Origin of the sequence: Kitasatospora sp. MMS16-BH015 (assembly GCF_002943525.1) — a bacterium.
GTDB lineage: Bacteria > Actinomycetota > Actinomycetes > Streptomycetales > Streptomycetaceae > Kitasatospora.
In genome coordinates this window covers 982,432-997,717 of sequence record NZ_CP025394.1, presented here as the reverse complement: position 1 = coordinate 997,717, position 15,286 = coordinate 982,432, and the positions used below count along the sequence as shown (strand labels likewise).

Genomic DNA, 15,286 nt, shown 5'->3' with positions numbered 1-15,286 from the left:
CGGAGAGGGCGGGCAGGGCCCCCGAGCGACGGGGGCCCTGCCCGCGTTCCCGTCCCCGGGTCAGCGGCCGGCCTCCACCGCCTCCTCGGTCGGGAGCTCGGCGGGCAGCCCGTCCGGGAGCTCGGCCGGGCGGTGCTCCGCCCGCGCGCGCTCCTCGTCCTCCTCGGCCTTCGCCCGCTTGGCCCGGCCCTGGACGCCGAGATCCTGGATCGGGCGGCTGCCGGTGCCGGTGCCGGTCCCGGTGGTGCCCGTGTTGGTGCTCCTGCCGTTGCTCTTTCCGGTGCGGCCGTACGTGTTGTTGGCGGCGCCGGCCGCGGGTGAGCCGGCGGTGGTGGCGGTCGGGTGCTCCTCGCCGGGGGCGTCGGCCGAGCTGCGGGTGCCGGTGGAGCCCGGGTTGGTGGTACCCGACTGGACCGGCGCGGTCGGCAGGGAGTGCGAGGTCGGCGACTCGCTCTGCTGGAGCACCACGCTGGGCTGGGTGCCGGGCTGACCGGCGTTCACCGTGCCGTCGCCGCCGTCGGTGCCGCCGTCCGTGCCGTCGTAGCCGCCCGCGTTGGTGGTGCCCAGGCGGGGGCGCAGGCTGTCGATGCCGGTGTGCGAGGCCGAGGGGCCGGCCGCCGAGTCGGTGGAGAGGGTGCTGGTGCCGGCGAGCCGGCCGGGCGTCAGCGCGGCGACCGGGGTCGGGGCGGAGAGCAGGTTGCTCATCAGGCGGGAGTGTTCGTCCTCGTTCTGGCTGAGGTTCTTGCCGATCTGGTCCATGTTGTCGGCGGTGCCGGTGAAGGAGCTGAGCAGCCGCTTGAGCACCTCGGTGCCGACCGTGGTGGCGATCTGCTCGGCCGCCTCGGTCACCACCTTGCCGATGATCTCGCCGGGCTGGCCGAGGTCCATGGAGTCGAAGATCTGCAGGAAGGCGCTGCCGCTGCTGTTCACGTCGTCGGCGTGGCCGCGCAGTTGGAGGGCGGTGGAGGCGAGTTTGGCCAGGTCCACCCCGAAGCCCTGCCCGGCCGAGCCGCCCGCACCGGCCGAGGCGCCGCCGGTCACCGCCTTCACGGCGGTGTCCACCAGATCGGCCACCGGCTGGGCGAGCGCGTGCCCGAGCTCGGTGACGGCCGACTCCAGGATCTGCGAGACGATCTGCTTACCGGTCGCGAGCACGGCCGGCGTGGTCCACGGCGCGGTGGCCGCGGCGGTGGCCAGCCCGCCACTGGTCACCGCGAGTTGGGCGATCGCCCCGCCCTTGCACATCTCGACCACGATCGCGGCGGCACTGACCGCGTTGGCCACCAGCCCGCACCCCTGCACCACGAGCTCGGAGAACTTCGAGATCGCCGACCAGGCCTGCGCCAACTGGTCGGCCGAGGCCCCGTGGTAGACCTGCCCGAGCGCACTGACCGCCTTGTCGGCCGCCATCTGCGTCGAGTCGATCGCCGAGGCGAACTTGCGCAGCTCGTCCGCGAACCGATTGAGCTCGTCCTCGTTCACCTGCGGCCATTCGACCCCCAACAGGCCGAGGACCGGTTCCAGTTCGGCCGGTAGTTCGAGCGCCACGATTCCCCCGTTGCTAGGTAACTGCCCTGGTGCCGGGGGACGCTACGCTCGCCCGCGATGCCCGGGAAGCCCTGCCGATCGCCCGCTCCGGCTGCCTGTTCGGGTCGCTGACCTGCGGAAACGGCGCTCCGCCGAGCTCCTGGCCGGTCAGCGATGGCCGGTCCGGAAGGGGTGAATGACCGGTCAGCCGGCCTCCTCCTCGGGGTGGCCGAGGGCCGCGCGGGCGGCGGTCCAGGCGCCGAGGAGGGCGAGGGTGGCGGCGAGGAGGGCGAGGGCGGAGATCAACACGACGTTGGTGAGGGAGTGTTCGCCGATCTCGCCGGTGGTGGGGTTGAGCCAGATCTGCAGCTGGTTGCCGTCGTGCTCGGCCCCCGGGGAGTCGTGGCGTTCGGTGTGGGTCCGGCCGAGGACGGTGTAGTGGTAGACGCAGCTGTCCTTCTCGGTGCGGCCGGAGTCGCCGTCGCCGTGGACGGCGTCGACCCGGCAGTCGGTGAGGGTGGCGGTGACGGCGAGGGGGGTGCGGTCCCAGTTGTGGACGGAGGTGTAGGCGAAGTCGGCCGTGAGGGCGGCGATCCAGAGCAGCGCCATCAGCGGGAGCGAGACCAGCACGACCTGCCAGCCGTCCTGCGGCCAGCCGATCAGGGCGCAGAAGGTGCCGAGCACCAGGGCGGCCAGCCCGGTGAGCAGGGGCGGGGCGAGCGGCAGGCTCGGCACCGGGGCGGCGAGGGACCAGACGGCGAGCGCGCCGGCCACCGCCGCCGTGAACAGGAGCAGCAGGGCGAGCAGTCGCCAGGTCAGGGTGGCGGCGGTGCGGGGCATCCTCGGTCCTCCGTCCGGGTGGGGCGGGCTTCGCCTGCCGATACGCGGGGAGGGGGGTGGACGGTTCCGCCGCAGCGGGCGGCCGAGGTCAGGAGGGGGTGGCGGAGCAGGTGGCGCACTCGCGGTGGTGGCGGGCGGCGAGCCGGTCGAGTTCGGCGCGCAGGAGTTGCAGCCGGACGGAGTTGCGCCGGGTGGCCGGGCCGACCAGGCCGCCGAGGACGAGTCGGCGCCCGGCCGTGGTGGTGGCCACCAGGGCGGTGGCCGGGACGGGGGAGGCCGAGCGGGCGTCGCCCGGCTGGATCGAGCTGATCTCGCACCAGCGGAGCCGTTGCGTCCGCTCGACGGTGCGGCTGGTGATGCCGTCCAGATCGGCCTCGATGCCCGAGCGGAGCGAGCGCAGCGCGAGTACGGCCGCGACCAGGAGCGCCGACCCGCCGCCGACCGCCGCACCCGCCGTACCGGCCAGCACCCCGCCGAGGCCGAGCAGGGCGAGCACGGCCGCCACCGTGGTCAGCACGGCCCGCTGCGGAAGGCTGGTGCGGACGCGGAGCATCGGGGCACCAGGCTTCGTCATGGCCCGATGCTGCCATCCGCCTGACTGACGGTCAATCACTTGACGGGGCGTCAGATCGTGGGCGTAGCACTCCGCGGCCGGGGCGGTCGGGTGCCGAACACGCAGTCGCCGCAGGTGCCGCCGGCGGGCAGCCGGTAGTAGAGGCAGCAGGTGGAGCGGCGGAAGCGCTGCGGGGCGGAGGGCGGGGAGAACTCGTCAGGGGCGAGAACGCCGGTGCCGAGCAGCGGAGTCGCGGCGAGCAGCTGCTGGGTGACGCGCAGCGCGGTGGCGGCCGCCGCCGGGTGGGTGGGGGCGATCCGGGTGTGCAGGATCTGCAGCGAGCCGGTGAGGGCGGAGGCGGCGTTGCCCCAGAGCAGGCGGGGGGCGATCGGAGTGATCGCGCGCAGGGTGTCGTGCAGGGGGGTGAGGTGACCGCCTATCACCGTGCGGTGCACGGCGGTTGCCAGGTCCGGGGCATGGCCGGCGGCCGGTTCCGGTTCCGGTGCCGGGAGCCAGAGCTCGAGCGGGCCGTCGGCGGGCCAGCGGTGGTGCAGGGTGTCCGGGCCGAGCTCGGGCAGGCCCGGGCCGAGGGCCGCGGCGCCCAGGGCCACCGACCAGAGCCGGGCGGCCAGGCCCAGGTGCAGGACGGAGACCGCGACCCGGGTCTCCGAGGTGCGCAGCTGCCCGGTCGCGGCGGCCACCCGGACGGTCAACGGCCCTCCGGGTGCGTACAGTTCGCGGATCGGGGTGAAGCCGCCGGGCGCGGGCTCGCCCGGGGCGCCGAGACCGACGGCGAAGTACGGCCCCACCGAAGCGACTCGGCGCAGGACCTCGGACGGGCTGGGCGTGCTGATGGCGGTCTCCCCTTCGCGTGGCGGCCCGGCTGGGCCGGCGCCGTCGGGCGGCCCGGTCGCCGTCCCCGGACTGCACGGTACCCGGCGTGCGGGAGGGCGTGCGGTGGGGGTCGCGCGCTCCGTCGGATGGCCGATCCGCCCTCGGGGTGTGGTAACTGATGGTGTCGGACCGGATGCGTACGGGCACGGTCCGACTGGCAAGTGAACGGCAAGCGATCGGCACGGCGTACCGCACGGCGTACCTCCGGGGCACGGCGCGGGACGGCACAGCACAGAACAGGCAGCACGATGACGAAGACCATCTTCGCCGAGATCGAGATCGACGCCCCGGCCGAGGAGGTCTGGGCGGCGCTGGCGGACCTGCCGGCCTACCCCGACTGGAACCCCTTCATCCGCGAGGCGAGCGGCACCGTGGCGGTGGGCGAGACCCTGGTGCTGCGGATGCACCCGGCCCACGGCCGCCCGATCACCTTCAAGCCCAAGGTGCTGGCCGCCGAGCGCGGGGTCGAACTCCGGTGGTTCGGCAAGCTGTTGCTGCCCGGCCTGTTCGACGGCGAGCACGGCTTCCGGCTCAGCCCGACCGGCACCGGCGGCACCCTGCTGGTGCAGTCGGAGAACTTCTCCGGCGTGCTGGTGCCGGTCACCGGCGGGGCGATCGAGCGGACCAAGGAGGACTTCACCGCGCTGAACGAGGCGTTGAAGAAGTACGTCGAGAACCGGTGAGCCGACCGGCGGCCGACCAGGCCGTGCAGGCTGCTGGCCGGGAGGCGGGGGAGGGGAGGAGGATGGAGTAGCCGGTGGGTGGCGGCCGGTGGGCGTGGTCGGGAGGAGGCGGGATGGCTGCTGCGGGTACGGCCCCGGCCGGGGCGCGGGCCGTGATCGAACTCAGCGGGGTGACCAAGCGGTACGGCCGCACGGTCGGGGTGGACGGGCTGGACGTCACCGTGCGGGCCGGGGAGGTCTTCGGGTTCCTCGGGCCCAACGGCGCCGGGAAGACCACCACGATCCGCTGCCTGGTCGGCCTGCTCAGCCCCACCGCCGGGCGGGTCCGGGTGCTCGGGCTCGACCCGGTGGCCGACCACCGGGCGCTCGCCCCCTCGCTCGGCTACCTCCCCGGCGAGCTGCGGCTCTACCCCGAGCTGACCGGCCGCCAGACGCTCCGGCTGCTCGGCGACCTCCAGGGCGCGCCCTCGCCCCGGCGGGAGGGCCTGTGCGAGCGGCTGGGCCTGCGGCCCACCGACCTCGACCGGCCGGTCCGCGAGTACTCCCGGGGCATGAAGCAGAAGCTCGGCCTGGTCCAGGCGCTCCAGCACGACCCCGAGCTGGTGGTGCTGGACGAGCCCACCGAGGGCCTCGACCCCCTGGTTCAGGAGACCTTCTACGAGCTGCTGGCCGAGGCCACCGCCGCCGGGCGGACGGTGCTGCTCTCCAGCCACGTGCTGCCCGAGGTGCAGCGCTGCTGCGAGCGGGTGGCGATCATCCGGGGCGGCCGGCTGGTCACCGTGCAGACGGTGGCCGCGCTGCGCGAGGCCCGGGCCCGGCGGGTCCGGCTCGGCTTCGCCGACGGGCTCGGCGCCCGGCCGCTCGGCGCCGCCGAGGCGTGGTCGCCGCGCTGGCAGGGCGACCAGGTGGTGCTGCTGATCCCGCCGGACGAGGTGGTGGCCGCGCTGCGCGGCCTGCTCGCGCTGCCGGTCGCGGACGTGACGGTGGAGGAGGCCGGGCTGGACGAGGCCTTCCTCGACCTCTACCGGGCCGATGCGGAGCCGACGGGCCCGGGGCCGGAGCAGCAGGGCGTCGAGCCCGAGGAGGCGTCGTGAGGAGTCGGTTCCCACTGCTCTGGCTGGCGCTGCACCGGCGGCGCCGGATGCTGGTCGCGCTGCTGCTGGCGATGGTGGTGTTCGAGGCGGTGATCGTGGCGGTGGCCACGGCGGTGCCGCCCGGCCAGGTGTTCGGCGGGGGCGGGCGGACGCCGCCCGGTGCGTTCAAGGCGTTCAGCGGGTCGACCGGGGACGTGTCGATCGCCAGCTACCCGGGCCTGCTCGGCGCCGGGCTGGTGCACCCGTTCTGGATCGCGCTCCAGCTCACCGCGGTGGCCTCGCTCGCGGCGGCGGCCGTGGCGGCCGACGTGGAGCAGGGCACCATCGAGCTGCTCGTCACCCGCCCGGTGACGCGGCGCCGGCTGCTCGCCGAGCGGACGGCCGCACTGCTGCTGGTCTCGCTGGTGCTCAACGCCGCCGCGACGGCGGTGATCGCCGTCGGGGTGGGCAGTTCGGCGCGGCTGCACGCGGCGGTGCCGCTGAGCGGGGTGTTCGCCGCCGGGCTGCTGGGCTTCGCCTTCACCCTCGCGCTGACCGGCCCCGCGCTGGCCGTCTCGGCCGTGGGGCGGCGGCGGGCCCAGGTGGTGGGGGTGACGATCGCCCTCGGCGCGGTGGGCTTCGCCGTCAACTTCGCCGCCCTGGCCTGGTCGAAGGCGGCGCCGCTGCGGTTCGTCAGCCCGTTCCACTACTACGTGCCGGGCGACGCCCTGGCCCACGGCGCGGTGCCGTGGGGGTCGTTCGCGGTCCTGGTGGGGGTGGGGCTGGCCGGGCTGGTGACGGCCTTCCTGCTGCTGGAACGGCGCGACCTGGCTCCCTGAGCACCCCTCCGCACCCTGGCCGCGCGCTCCTCCCAGAGGATGATCCTCGGGCGGGGCGGGAATACCGGAAGGGCTGCCGACACTGTGTCAGACATGGCTACTCTCGGACTCATCGGCAGTGGAAACATCGGCGGCACCCTGGCCCGGCTCGCGGTGGCGGCCGGGATCGACGTGGTGCTCAGCAATTCGCGCGGGCCGGAGACGCTCGCCGACCTGGTCGCGGAGCTCGGCCCCCGGGCCCGGGCGGCCACGCCCGAGGAGGCGGCCCGGGCGGGCGACTGGGTGGTGGTGACGGTCCCGCTGAAGGCGTACGCCCAGACGCCGGCCGCCGCCCTGGTGGGCAAGACGGTGCTCGACACCACCAACTACTACCCCCAGCGGGACGGGCAGATCGCCCGCCTCGATTCGGGCGAGGCCACCAGCAGCGAGCTGGTCCAGGAGCACCTGGCCGGCGCCCGCGTGGTGAAGGCGTTCAACAACATCTTCTTCGGCCACCTGCTCTCCCTGGCCCGCCCGGCCGGCGCCCCCGACCGCTCGGGCCTCCTGATCGCCACCGACGACCCCACCGCCCGCACCGAGGCCACGGCCCTGCTCGACGCCCTCGGCTACGACGCGGTGGACGCCGGCTCCCTCGCCGACAGCTGGCGCTTCCAGCCCGACACCCCGGCCTACGGCCTCCCCTACCTCAAGGACCCGTCCGACGCCGTCAACTTCGCCGCCGACCCGGGCCACCCGGCCGACGCCGCCACCCTCCGCGCGGCCCTGGCGGCCGCCACGCGCTGACCGTACGATCGCTGGCCGGGGGCACGGCGAGCAGCGCCGCGCCCCCGGTGAGGCCTGACACCGGGGGGTGGCTGTGCACGGAGAGACCGGCGGCCTGGACGGCTCGAACGACCGGCGGCCCGCGGGCGAGTGGCTGGTCCGGAACGAGTTCTCGGGCGTGGCCCGGGAGGTGGTGCAGGCCGGCAGCATCGGCGAGCTGCACGTCCACTCCTCGCCGCCCCGGCTGCCGCCGGCTGCGAGCCCGCTGGCGCTCACCAGCGTGGTGGTGGCCACGGAGTACGTGACGCCGGGCGGCTGGGACGAGGCGGTGCCGTGCAGCGGCGGCGCCGTCCGGATCCACGCGGAGGCCTGCGAGGACCGGGCGGTGCTGCTGCGCGCACTGCGGATCGTGGTGGTGGCCCGGCGGCCGCCAGTGGAGGGGGTGGAGCTGCCGACGGCGGGGGTCCCGGAGGTCCGGAGGTACACCGTGGACCTCGACCGTGACCCGCCCCGCCTGGCAGGCCCGGAATTCCTCTACACGGTCACCCCGGACGACCCCGAGGTCTTCGAACTGAGCGTCCGGTGCGAGCGGTTCGAGGTCGAGTGGCGGGCCGAGGTGGACTGGATCTGCGGCGGCCGGACGGGGACGAGCGTGGCCGACCTCGCCGGCGAGCCGTTCCGTTTCACCGCAGCACCGTCGTCGTCATCGAAGATCGGGGGGGTGGTTCCGTGGACGGGGCCGTCGTTGAAGTGTCCTGCATCGGCAAGCTCCGGCTGGTCCACACGCCGAGCTCGGTGACCGGTCCGCGGCCCGTGCAGCTCCAGGTGAGCGGGCACGGCGTCGAGGTCCGGGTGAGCGCGCCGGCGAGCGGGCCGGCGGTGGTGCACGGCATCGCCTTCCGGGTGATGGGCCGTCGGCCGCTGGGCACCGCGCCCGGGAAGGTCTCCGTCCTCGTGACCGGGACGGTCAACATCCCCATGCCGCAGATCCGGGTCTGGCTGGACGAGCCCGACCAGATGACCCCGGGCCCGGTGCCGCTGAGCCTGCCCGACACCGTCCCGGCCGGGGAGAGCCGGGTGTACCGACTGACCGCGCACACCCGCGAGCACGACGTGGAGTGGCAGCTCGGGGTGGAGGTGAGCACCGGGGGAGACCCGGTCTGGCGCGGTTACCCGATCCGGACCACGGCCGAGACCGGCTGGCGGATCTTCCACCCGGACCGCCCGATGACCGAGAACGCCAACTCCCACCGCGAGCCCGACCGCCCCGAAATCGCCGCCGGCACCGAGGCCACCCACCGGGCCGGCGCGGAGCAGGGCGACCACGCGGCGATGTACCGACTGGCCGTCAGCCTGGCCGAGCGCGGTGAACTGGCCGAGGCCCAGCGGTGGTTCCACACCTGCGCCGAACGGGGCGACACGGAGGCCGCCGCCGCGGTGGCCTCGATCCTGGAGCTCCGGGGCGAGGCCGCCGCGGCCGAGGAATGGCACCGCCGAGCCGCCGGGCCCGGCGGCTCCTGAGGCGCGGACGCGGGGCCCGGGGTCAGCCGGTCGGGGGGACGGAGGCGCCCGGGGGTGGGATGGGGGTGCCCTGTTGGACGGTGATGCACTCGGCGCCGGTGGGGAAGTGGACGAGTTGGTAGCCGGGCGGGCAGCTGGTCGGGCCGGTGTAGGTGATGGTGGGGCGGGGGTTGATCGGGGAAGGGTTCGAGGCCGGGTGGGTGGGCCTCGGGGTGGTGGTGGGTGTGTGGGTGCGGGTGGGTGCAGGGGGCTCGGGCGGCGGCGGGGTGGTCGTCGGTGGCTCGCTGGGCGTGGCGGTGGGGGTCGGCGACGGCGGTGGTGGTGCGGCCGGTAGGGCGGGCGTGAGGGTCGGGGTGGGGGAGGTGGAGCTGCGAGGCGGTGCGGTGGGGGTGGCCGTGGCGACGGGTTGGTCGCGGGCCACCAAGGCCAGGGTGGTGGCGCCGGCGAGGAGCAGGGCGCCGATGGCACCGGCCAGGAGCAGAACACGACGGCGGCGACGGTCGGGCGCGGGGGTGCCGCGCTGACCGTCGCCGCCGTCGGGCTGCGGTGTGTCGTCGTTGTCCTGCACCGGCCGGCCCCCGGAAGATGGTGCCGCCGCGCCGGGTGGCGGCGGTCGCCCGCGTGATCCTAGCGAGGGCCGGGGGTGGTGCGGGCTACATCGGGGAGAGCTGGGCGAGGCGGATGTTGTTGCCCGAGGGGTCGCGGAAGGAACAGTCGCGGCCGTACGGCTGGTCGGTCGGCTTCTCGTTGAACTCCACGCCCCGGGCGGAGAGTTCGGCGTAGGTGCCGTCGCAGTCCTCCGTGGTCAGGAAGATGGTGCCGGCCGCGCCCTTGGCGGTGAGCTCGCGGACCTGGGCGGCCGTCTCGGCGTCGAGGATCGGCGGGCCGGGGATGGCCATCAGCACGATCGCGACGTCGGGCTGGCCGGTCGGGCCGACGGTGAGCCAGCGGAAGCCGCCCATCTCGGGGAGGCTGACGTCGGAGCGGACCTCCATGCCGACCTGCTGGGTGTAGAAGGCGAGGGCCTCCTCCTGGTCGTGGACCCAGAGCTGGGCGGTGGCGATCTTGATCATGGAAGTCTCCCAGGGAAGCAGCGCGGGTGGAGCCGGCGGAACCGGCGGTCTGGCTCGGTTGGTTCGGTTGGTTCGGTTGGTTCGACGAAGATCACGCTATGCCCGGCGGATCGGCGCCGTCTTCTCGAAACGTGCGGTGTTGCGGGCGGCCGTAGGCGCGGCGGACGCAGCTCGGCACCACGGCGTGGTCGGCCGCCGGCGGGCAGGCCGCGCGGTAGGCGGCCGGGGCCAGGCCGTACATCCGGGTGAAGCTGGTGGTGAAGGAGCCGAGGCTGTTCAGCCCCACGTCCAGGCAGACCGTGGCGATCGGCCGGTCGGTGTGCCGCAGCAGGGCGGCGGCCCGTTCGAGCCGGCGGGTGAGCAGGTACGCGTGCGGGGATTCGCCGAAGGCCTGGCGGAAGGCCCGGCTGAAGTGCGCCGGGGAGAGCCCGGCGGCGGCCGCGAGATCGGCGACGGTGAGCGGGTCGGCGTACCGCGCGTCGACGAGGTCCTTGGCCCGGAGCAGGTGCCGGGCGGGCGGGTGGGAGGGCACGGACTCAAGCTAGCCAGCCGCACTGACAGGGCGTCGGAGCGGTGCGGCCGACCAGAGCAGTGGTGGGCCGTACGGGGGAGAGATGCGGGCGGGTGGTGATCGGCGGGGGCACGGGTGGGGAGGGTCCTGCGGACGTGTGCGAGTGAGGGGAGTGGGCGGTTGGAACAGGTGCAGGGTGAGCCGGACCCGCAGGTGGTGCCGGCTCCGCCGAGCCGGGCGGCGGTGTTCCTGGTGCTGGCGGTGGAGCCGGGCGGGCACCGGGCCGTGCGGGAGTGGCTGGCCGGGTTGGGCGGGTTGGTGCGGTCGCTCGGGCTGCGGGCGCCCGAGGCGCGGCTGAGCTGTGTGGCCGGGGTGGGGGCGGCGGTCTGGGACGAGCTGTACGGCGGCCCGCGGCCGGCCGGGCTGCACCCCTTCCGGGAGCTGCGCGGGCCGCGCCACCTGGCGCCGTCCACCCCCGGTGACGTGGTGCTGCACGTCCGGGCCACCCGGATGGACCTCTGCTTCGAACTGGCCACCCGCTGCACCCGCGGCCTGGCCGGCGCGGCCCGGGTGGTGGACGAGACGCACGGCTTCGCCTACTTCGACCAGCGCGATCTGCTCGGCTTCGTGGACGGCACCGAGAACCCCGTCGGCGCCAAGGCCGCGCGGGCGGTCTACGTCGGGGCGGAGGACCCGCAGTACGCCGGCGGCAGCTACCTCGTCGTGCAGAAGTACCTGCACGACCTGGGTAGTTGGGACGCGCTCACGGTCGAGCAGCAGGAGCGGGTGATCGGCCGCACCAAGCTCGCCGACGTGGAGCTGGCCGACCAGGCCGCCGACTCGCACGTGGCGCTCAACCAGGTCGAGGGGCCGGACGGCGAGGAGCAGCAGATCCTGCGGGCGAACATGGCCTTCGGTAGCGTCGGCCGGGGCGAGTACGGCACGTACTTCGCCGGGTACTGCCGCACGCCCGAGGTGACCGAGGAGATGCTGCGACGGATGTTCCTCGGCACCGCCGAGGCCGCGCACGACCGGATCCTGGACTTCTCCATCGCCGTCACCGGCTCGCTCTTCTTCGTGCCCGACGCCGACTTCCTGGCCGACCCGCCCGACCCCGCCGGGGCGAGCCTCGAGGCCGCCACCGGTGACGGTTCGCTCGGCATCGGCGGCCTGAAGCACTTGCTGCACCCCGCTCCCACCGAGACTCCCACCGAGGCTCCCATCGAGACGAAGGCGTTCTGAACCGTGGACAACCTGCACCGTCACCTCGCCCCGATCAGCACCGCCGCCTGGGCGGAGATCGAGGAGGAGACCCGCCGGACCTTCAAGCTGCACTGCGCCGGCCGGCACGTGGTGGACACCGCCGGGCCGGAGGGGCCGGACTTCGCCGCCGTCGGGACGGGGCACCTGCGGCCGGTGCCCTCGCCGCAGCCGGAGGTCCTGACCCGGGCGCACCGGGTGCGCCCGGTGGTCGAGCTGCGGGTGCCGTTCACGCTGGGCCGGGAGGCGGTGGACGACGTGGAGCGCGGCTCGGCGGACAGCGACTGGGAGCCCGCCAAGGCGGCCGCCCGGACGATGGCGCTGACCGAGGACCGGATCATCTTCGAGGGCTGGCCGGACGCGGCGGTGGAGGGCATCCGGACGGCCTCGGACAACGAGGCGATCCCGCTGCCGCCCGAGGTGGCCGACTACCCGGACGCTGTCAGCCGCGCGCTCACCGCGCTGCGGCTGGCCGGGGTGGACGGCCCGTACGCGCTGCTGCTCGGCGCCGACGCGTACACCGCCGTCAACGAGACCTCCGACCACGGGTACCCCGTTCGGCAGCACATCGCCCGGGTGCTGGACGGGCCGATCGTCTGGGCGCCGGCGCTCAGCGGGGGCGTGGTGCTCTCCACCCGGGGCGGGGACTTCGAGCTGCACCTCGGGCAGGACCTGTCCATCGGCTACCTGGCGCACGACGAGCGCACCGTGCAGCTCTACCTCCAGCAGTCGCTCACCTTCGGCCTGCACTCGCCCGAGGCGGCCGTGAGCCTGACCTGACCGGTGCGCCCGGACCTGACTGATCCGGAGAGTTCAGTGGTTCAGGAGCGGGGGGTGGTGTCGAGCAGGGGCGATCACGAGATATCTTGATATCAAGACGTTGTAGACGTGAAGGCGGAGTACCGGTGACTGACTCGACCATCATTTACACGCACACCGACGAGGCTCCGGCCCTGGCGACGTATTCGTTCCTGCCGGTGGTGCAGGCGTACGCCGCGACCGCGGGTGTCGGTGTGGAGACCCGTGACATCTCCCTGGCCGGGCGCATCATCGCCAGCTTCCCGGAGCGTCTGGAGGAGGGCCAGCGGATCGCGGACGCCCTCGCCGAGCTCGGGGAGCTCGCCAAGACCCCCGGCGCCAACATCATCAAGCTGCCGAACATCTCGGCCTCCATCCCGCAGCTGAAGGCGGCCATCGCCGAGCTCCAGGCCCAGGGCTACGCCCTGCCGGACTACCCGGACGAGCCGCAGTCGGACGAGGACCGCGACGTCAAGGCCCGCTACGACAAGGTCAAGGGCAGCGCCGTCAACCCGGTGCTGCGCGAGGGCAACTCCGACCGCCGCGCGCCGCTCTCGGTCAAGAACTACGCCAAGACCCACCCGCACCGCATGGGTGCCTGGGTCTCGGATTCCAAGACCAACGTCGCAACCATGGGCGAGAACGACTTCCGCTCCACCGAGAAGTCCGTGGTCGTCACCGAGGCCGGCAAGCTCAAGATCGAGCTGGTCGCCGCCGACGGCACCACCACCGTGCTGCGCGAGTCGGTGCCGGTGCTCGCCGGTGAGGTCGTCGACGCCTCGGTGATGCACGTCGCCGCGCTGCGCGAGTTCCTCACCGCCCAGGTCGCCCGGGCCAAGGCCGAGGGCGTGCTGTTCTCGGTGCACCTCAAGGCCACCATGATGAAGGTCTCCGACCCGATCCTCTTCGGCCACGTCGTCAAGGCCTTCTTCCCGAAGACCTTCGCGCAGTACGGCGCCGAGCTGGCCGCCGCCGGCCTCAACCCGAACAACGGCCTCGGCGGCATCCTGGGCGGCCTGGAGAAGCTGGCCGACGCCGCCGCCGTGCAGGCCTCCTTCGAGGCCGAGCTGGCCGAGGGCCCGGCGCTGGCCATGGTCGACTCCGACAAGGGCATCACCAACCTGCACGTGCCGTCCGACGTCATCGTCGACGCCTCGATGCCGGCCATGATCCGCACCTCCGGCCACATGTGGGGCCCGGACGGCAAGGAGGCCGACACGCTGGCCGTCATCCCGGACAGCAGCTACGCCGGGGTCTACCAGGTCGTCATCGACGACTGCCGCGCGCACGGCGCCTTCGACCCGGCCACCATGGGCTCGGTGCCGAACGTCGGCCTGATGGCCCAGGCCGCCGAGGAGTACGGCAGCCACGACAAGACCTTCGAGATCCCGGTCGACGGCACCGTCCGCGTGGTCGACGCCTCGGGCACCGCGCTCATCGAGCAGCCCGTGGCCGCCGGTGACATCTTCCGCGCCTGCCAGACCAAGGACGCGCCGATCCGCGACTGGGTCAAGCTGGCCGTCACCCGCGCCCGCGCCACCGGCGTCCCGGCCGTCTTCTGGCTGGACGAGAGCCGTGCGCACGACGCCGTGCTGATCGAGAAGGTCAAGCAGTACCTCCCGGAGCACGACACCGAGGGCCTGCAGATCGAGATCATGTCCCCGGAGAAGGCCACCGCCTTCTCGCTGGAGCGCATCCGCCGCGGCGAGGACACCATCTCGGTGACCGGCAACGTGCTGCGCGACTACCTGACCGACCTGTTCCCGATCCTGGAGCTGGGCACCAGCGCCAAGATGCTCTCGGTCGTCCCGCTGATGAACGGCGGCGGCCTCTTCGAGACGGGCGCGGGCGGCTCGGCCCCCAAGCACGTGCAGCAGCTGGTCAAGGAGAACTACCTCCGCTGGGACAGCCTGGGCGAGTTCTTCGCGCTGGCCGCCTCCTTCGAGCACCTGGCCACCACCACCGGCAACGCCCGCGCCCAGGTGCTGGCCGACACGCTGGACCGCGCCACCGGCACCTTCCTCAACGAGGACAAGTCGCCCAGCCGCAAGCTCGGCGGCATCGACAACCGCGGCAGCCACTTCTACCTGGCCATGTACTGGGCCCAGGAGCTGGCCGCCCAGACCGCCGACGCCGAGCTGGCCGAGGCGTTCACCGCGCTCGCCAAGACCCTGACCGAGCAGGAGCAGACGATCGTCGCCGAGCTCATCGCCGTCCAGGGCTCCCCGGTCGAGATCGGTGGCTACTACCAGCCGAACGTCGAGAAGGCCTCGGCCGTCATGCGGCCGTCCGCCACGCTGAACGAGGCGCTGGCCACCCTGGCCTGAACGCGCTGACGCAGTGATGTGCTGATGCGCTGATGCGTTGACGAAGTCCCCGGGCTCCCGCTGGAGCCCGGGGACTTCTGCGTTGCGGGCCCGGGCTTCCTGAGTTGTCGTCAAGTCCTCATCACCGCGCGGCCTCCGACCGGCCATGTGGCGGTCATGTCAGCGCCCTAATCTCCTCCTCGAATCGGAGGGTGCCATGAGCGAGGACGGGTTCCAGGTCGTACCGGAGCAGTACCAGGCGGAGGTGTCACCGCTGCTCGCCGCCTCCGAGCAGATCCGTTCGGTGTACACCTCGCTGAGCGCGTTCCTGCCCGCCCTGGAGGCGCAGAACCCCTGGGGCAACGACGAGTCGGGCAAGCAGTTCGCCGAGGGCGACAAGGGCTACCTGAAGTACAGCAAGGACACCCTGGACGTGCTGAAGGGCCTGCCCGACGCGCTCAAGGGCATCTCCGACGGCCTCAAGGCGATGGCCGAGGGATACCAGGGCGCGGACCAGGACGTCGTCGCCGAGCTCGACGGCATCGACACCGGCGCCGCCCCGCTGCCCGCGCCGCCGTCCATGCCGGACGCCCCCGTGCACGTCCCGATGACCCCGCGGATCACCCAGAGCGGAAGGCACTGAACA

At 73.7% G+C, this 15,286-nt stretch carries 17 protein-coding genes; 10 read left to right on the top strand and 7 right to left on the bottom strand.

What is annotated here, in order from left to right:
- Positions 1 to 60: 60 nt before the first annotated feature.
- The 4 genes from CFP65_RS04355 to CFP65_RS04340 form a co-directional block, all read right to left on the bottom strand.
- Positions 61 to 1,548: a hypothetical protein gene (locus tag CFP65_RS04355; protein WP_104814826.1), complete on the bottom strand. Its 1,488-nt coding sequence runs from the start codon at positions 1,546 to 1,548 to the stop codon at positions 61 to 63.
- 183 nt (positions 1,549 to 1,731) lie between these two features.
- Positions 1,732 to 2,367, bottom strand: coding sequence for a hypothetical protein (locus tag CFP65_RS38685; RefSeq protein WP_158702025.1), 636 nt, complete (start codon positions 2,365 to 2,367; stop codon positions 1,732 to 1,734).
- 88 nt (positions 2,368 to 2,455) lie between these two features.
- Positions 2,456 to 2,941, bottom strand: coding sequence for a hypothetical protein (locus CFP65_RS04345; RefSeq protein ID WP_158702024.1), 486 nt, complete (start codon positions 2,939 to 2,941; stop codon positions 2,456 to 2,458).
- Positions 2,942 to 2,991: 50 nt separating this feature from the next.
- Positions 2,992 to 3,729, bottom strand: coding sequence for a (2Fe-2S)-binding protein (locus CFP65_RS04340; RefSeq protein ID WP_254552219.1), 738 nt, complete (start codon positions 3,727 to 3,729; stop codon positions 2,992 to 2,994).
- A gap of 333 nt (positions 3,730 to 4,062) precedes the next feature.
- On the opposite strand from CFP65_RS04340, the gene CFP65_RS04335 reads away from it, so the two are divergent.
- The 6 genes from CFP65_RS04335 (at position 4,063) to CFP65_RS04310 (ending at position 8,692) form a co-directional block, all read left to right on the top strand.
- Positions 4,063 to 4,497, top strand: coding sequence for an SRPBCC domain-containing protein (locus CFP65_RS04335; protein ID WP_104814824.1), 435 nt, complete (start codon positions 4,063 to 4,065; stop codon positions 4,495 to 4,497).
- A gap of 113 nt (positions 4,498 to 4,610) precedes the next feature.
- Complete coding sequence (locus CFP65_RS04330; RefSeq protein WP_104814823.1) at positions 4,611 to 5,591, top strand: ABC transporter ATP-binding protein; 981 nt, start codon at positions 4,611 to 4,613, stop codon at positions 5,589 to 5,591.
- Entirely contained in the window at positions 5,588 to 6,409 is an 822-nt protein-coding gene (locus CFP65_RS04325; protein WP_104814822.1) for an ABC transporter permease subunit, read from the top strand. Before CFP65_RS04330 ends, CFP65_RS04325 begins: the two co-directional genes overlap by 4 nt.
- A 93-nt stretch (positions 6,410 to 6,502) precedes the next feature.
- A complete protein-coding gene (locus tag CFP65_RS04320; RefSeq protein WP_104814821.1) occupies positions 6,503 to 7,192 on the top strand; it encodes an NADPH-dependent F420 reductase in 690 nt (229 codons plus the stop codon).
- Positions 7,193 to 7,265: 73 nt separating this feature from the next.
- The gene (locus CFP65_RS04315; RefSeq protein WP_104814820.1) at positions 7,266 to 7,970 is read left to right on the top strand and encodes a hypothetical protein; all 705 of its coding nucleotides are present in this window, start codon (positions 7,266 to 7,268) and stop codon (positions 7,968 to 7,970) included.
- The gene (locus tag CFP65_RS04310; RefSeq protein ID WP_158702023.1) at positions 7,967 to 8,692 is read left to right on the top strand and encodes a tetratricopeptide repeat protein; all 726 of its coding nucleotides are present in this window, start codon (positions 7,967 to 7,969) and stop codon (positions 8,690 to 8,692) included. The genes CFP65_RS04315 and CFP65_RS04310 overlap by 4 nt, the downstream gene beginning before the upstream one ends.
- A gap of 22 nt (positions 8,693 to 8,714) precedes the next feature.
- Here CFP65_RS04310 and CFP65_RS04305 read toward each other — a convergent pair whose 3' ends face one another.
- The 3 genes from CFP65_RS04305 to CFP65_RS04295 form a co-directional block, all read right to left on the bottom strand.
- Entirely contained in the window at positions 8,715 to 9,260 is a 546-nt protein-coding gene (locus CFP65_RS04305) for a hypothetical protein (RefSeq protein ID WP_104814818.1), read from the bottom strand.
- 85 nt (positions 9,261 to 9,345) lie between these two features.
- A complete protein-coding gene (locus CFP65_RS04300) occupies positions 9,346 to 9,765 on the bottom strand; it encodes a VOC family protein (RefSeq protein ID WP_104814817.1) in 420 nt (139 codons plus the stop codon).
- A 91-nt stretch (positions 9,766 to 9,856) separates the two neighbouring features.
- Positions 9,857 to 10,297, bottom strand: coding sequence for a helix-turn-helix transcriptional regulator (locus CFP65_RS04295; RefSeq protein ID WP_104814816.1), 441 nt, complete (start codon positions 10,295 to 10,297; stop codon positions 9,857 to 9,859).
- A 159-nt stretch (positions 10,298 to 10,456) separates the two neighbouring features.
- Between CFP65_RS04295 and CFP65_RS04290 the strand changes: the two genes are divergently transcribed.
- From CFP65_RS04290 to CFP65_RS04275, 4 genes are all read left to right on the top strand, one after another.
- Positions 10,457 to 11,518, top strand: a complete 1,062-nt coding sequence (locus tag CFP65_RS04290; protein ID WP_104814815.1) for a Dyp-type peroxidase — start codon at positions 10,457 to 10,459, stop codon at positions 11,516 to 11,518.
- Positions 11,519 to 11,521: 3 nt separating this feature from the next.
- Positions 11,522 to 12,316, top strand: a complete 795-nt coding sequence (locus CFP65_RS04285; protein ID WP_104814814.1) for a family 1 encapsulin nanocompartment shell protein — start codon at positions 11,522 to 11,524, stop codon at positions 12,314 to 12,316.
- Positions 12,317 to 12,441: 125 nt separating this feature from the next.
- Positions 12,442 to 14,661, top strand: a complete 2,220-nt coding sequence (locus tag CFP65_RS04280; protein ID WP_104814813.1) for an NADP-dependent isocitrate dehydrogenase — start codon at positions 12,442 to 12,444, stop codon at positions 14,659 to 14,661.
- A gap of 196 nt (positions 14,662 to 14,857) precedes the next feature.
- Complete coding sequence (locus CFP65_RS04275) at positions 14,858 to 15,283, top strand: hypothetical protein (RefSeq protein WP_104814812.1); 426 nt, start codon at positions 14,858 to 14,860, stop codon at positions 15,281 to 15,283.
- Positions 15,284 to 15,286 lie beyond the last annotated feature (3 nt).

What these genes read in the sequence shown, in the direction of transcription:
- CFP65_RS38685 (WP_158702025.1), bottom strand. Translation starts at nt 2,367, where the DNA reads ATGCCCCGCACCGCCGCCACCCTGACCTGGCGACTGCTCGCCCTGCTG.
- CFP65_RS04345 (WP_158702024.1), bottom strand. Translation starts at nt 2,941, where the DNA reads ATGACGAAGCCTGGTGCCCCGATGCTCCGCGTCCGCACCAGCCTTCCG.
- CFP65_RS04335 (WP_104814824.1), top strand. Translation starts at nt 4,063, where the DNA reads ATGACGAAGACCATCTTCGCCGAGATCGAGATCGACGCCCCGGCCGAG.
- CFP65_RS04330 (WP_104814823.1), top strand. Translation starts at nt 4,611, where the DNA reads ATGGCTGCTGCGGGTACGGCCCCGGCCGGGGCGCGGGCCGTGATCGAA.
- CFP65_RS04320 (WP_104814821.1), top strand. Translation starts at nt 6,503, where the DNA reads ATGGCTACTCTCGGACTCATCGGCAGTGGAAACATCGGCGGCACCCTG.
- CFP65_RS04300 (WP_104814817.1), bottom strand. Translation starts at nt 9,765, where the DNA reads ATGATCAAGATCGCCACCGCCCAGCTCTGGGTCCACGACCAGGAGGAG.
- CFP65_RS04275 (WP_104814812.1), top strand. Translation starts at nt 14,858, where the DNA reads ATGAGCGAGGACGGGTTCCAGGTCGTACCGGAGCAGTACCAGGCGGAG.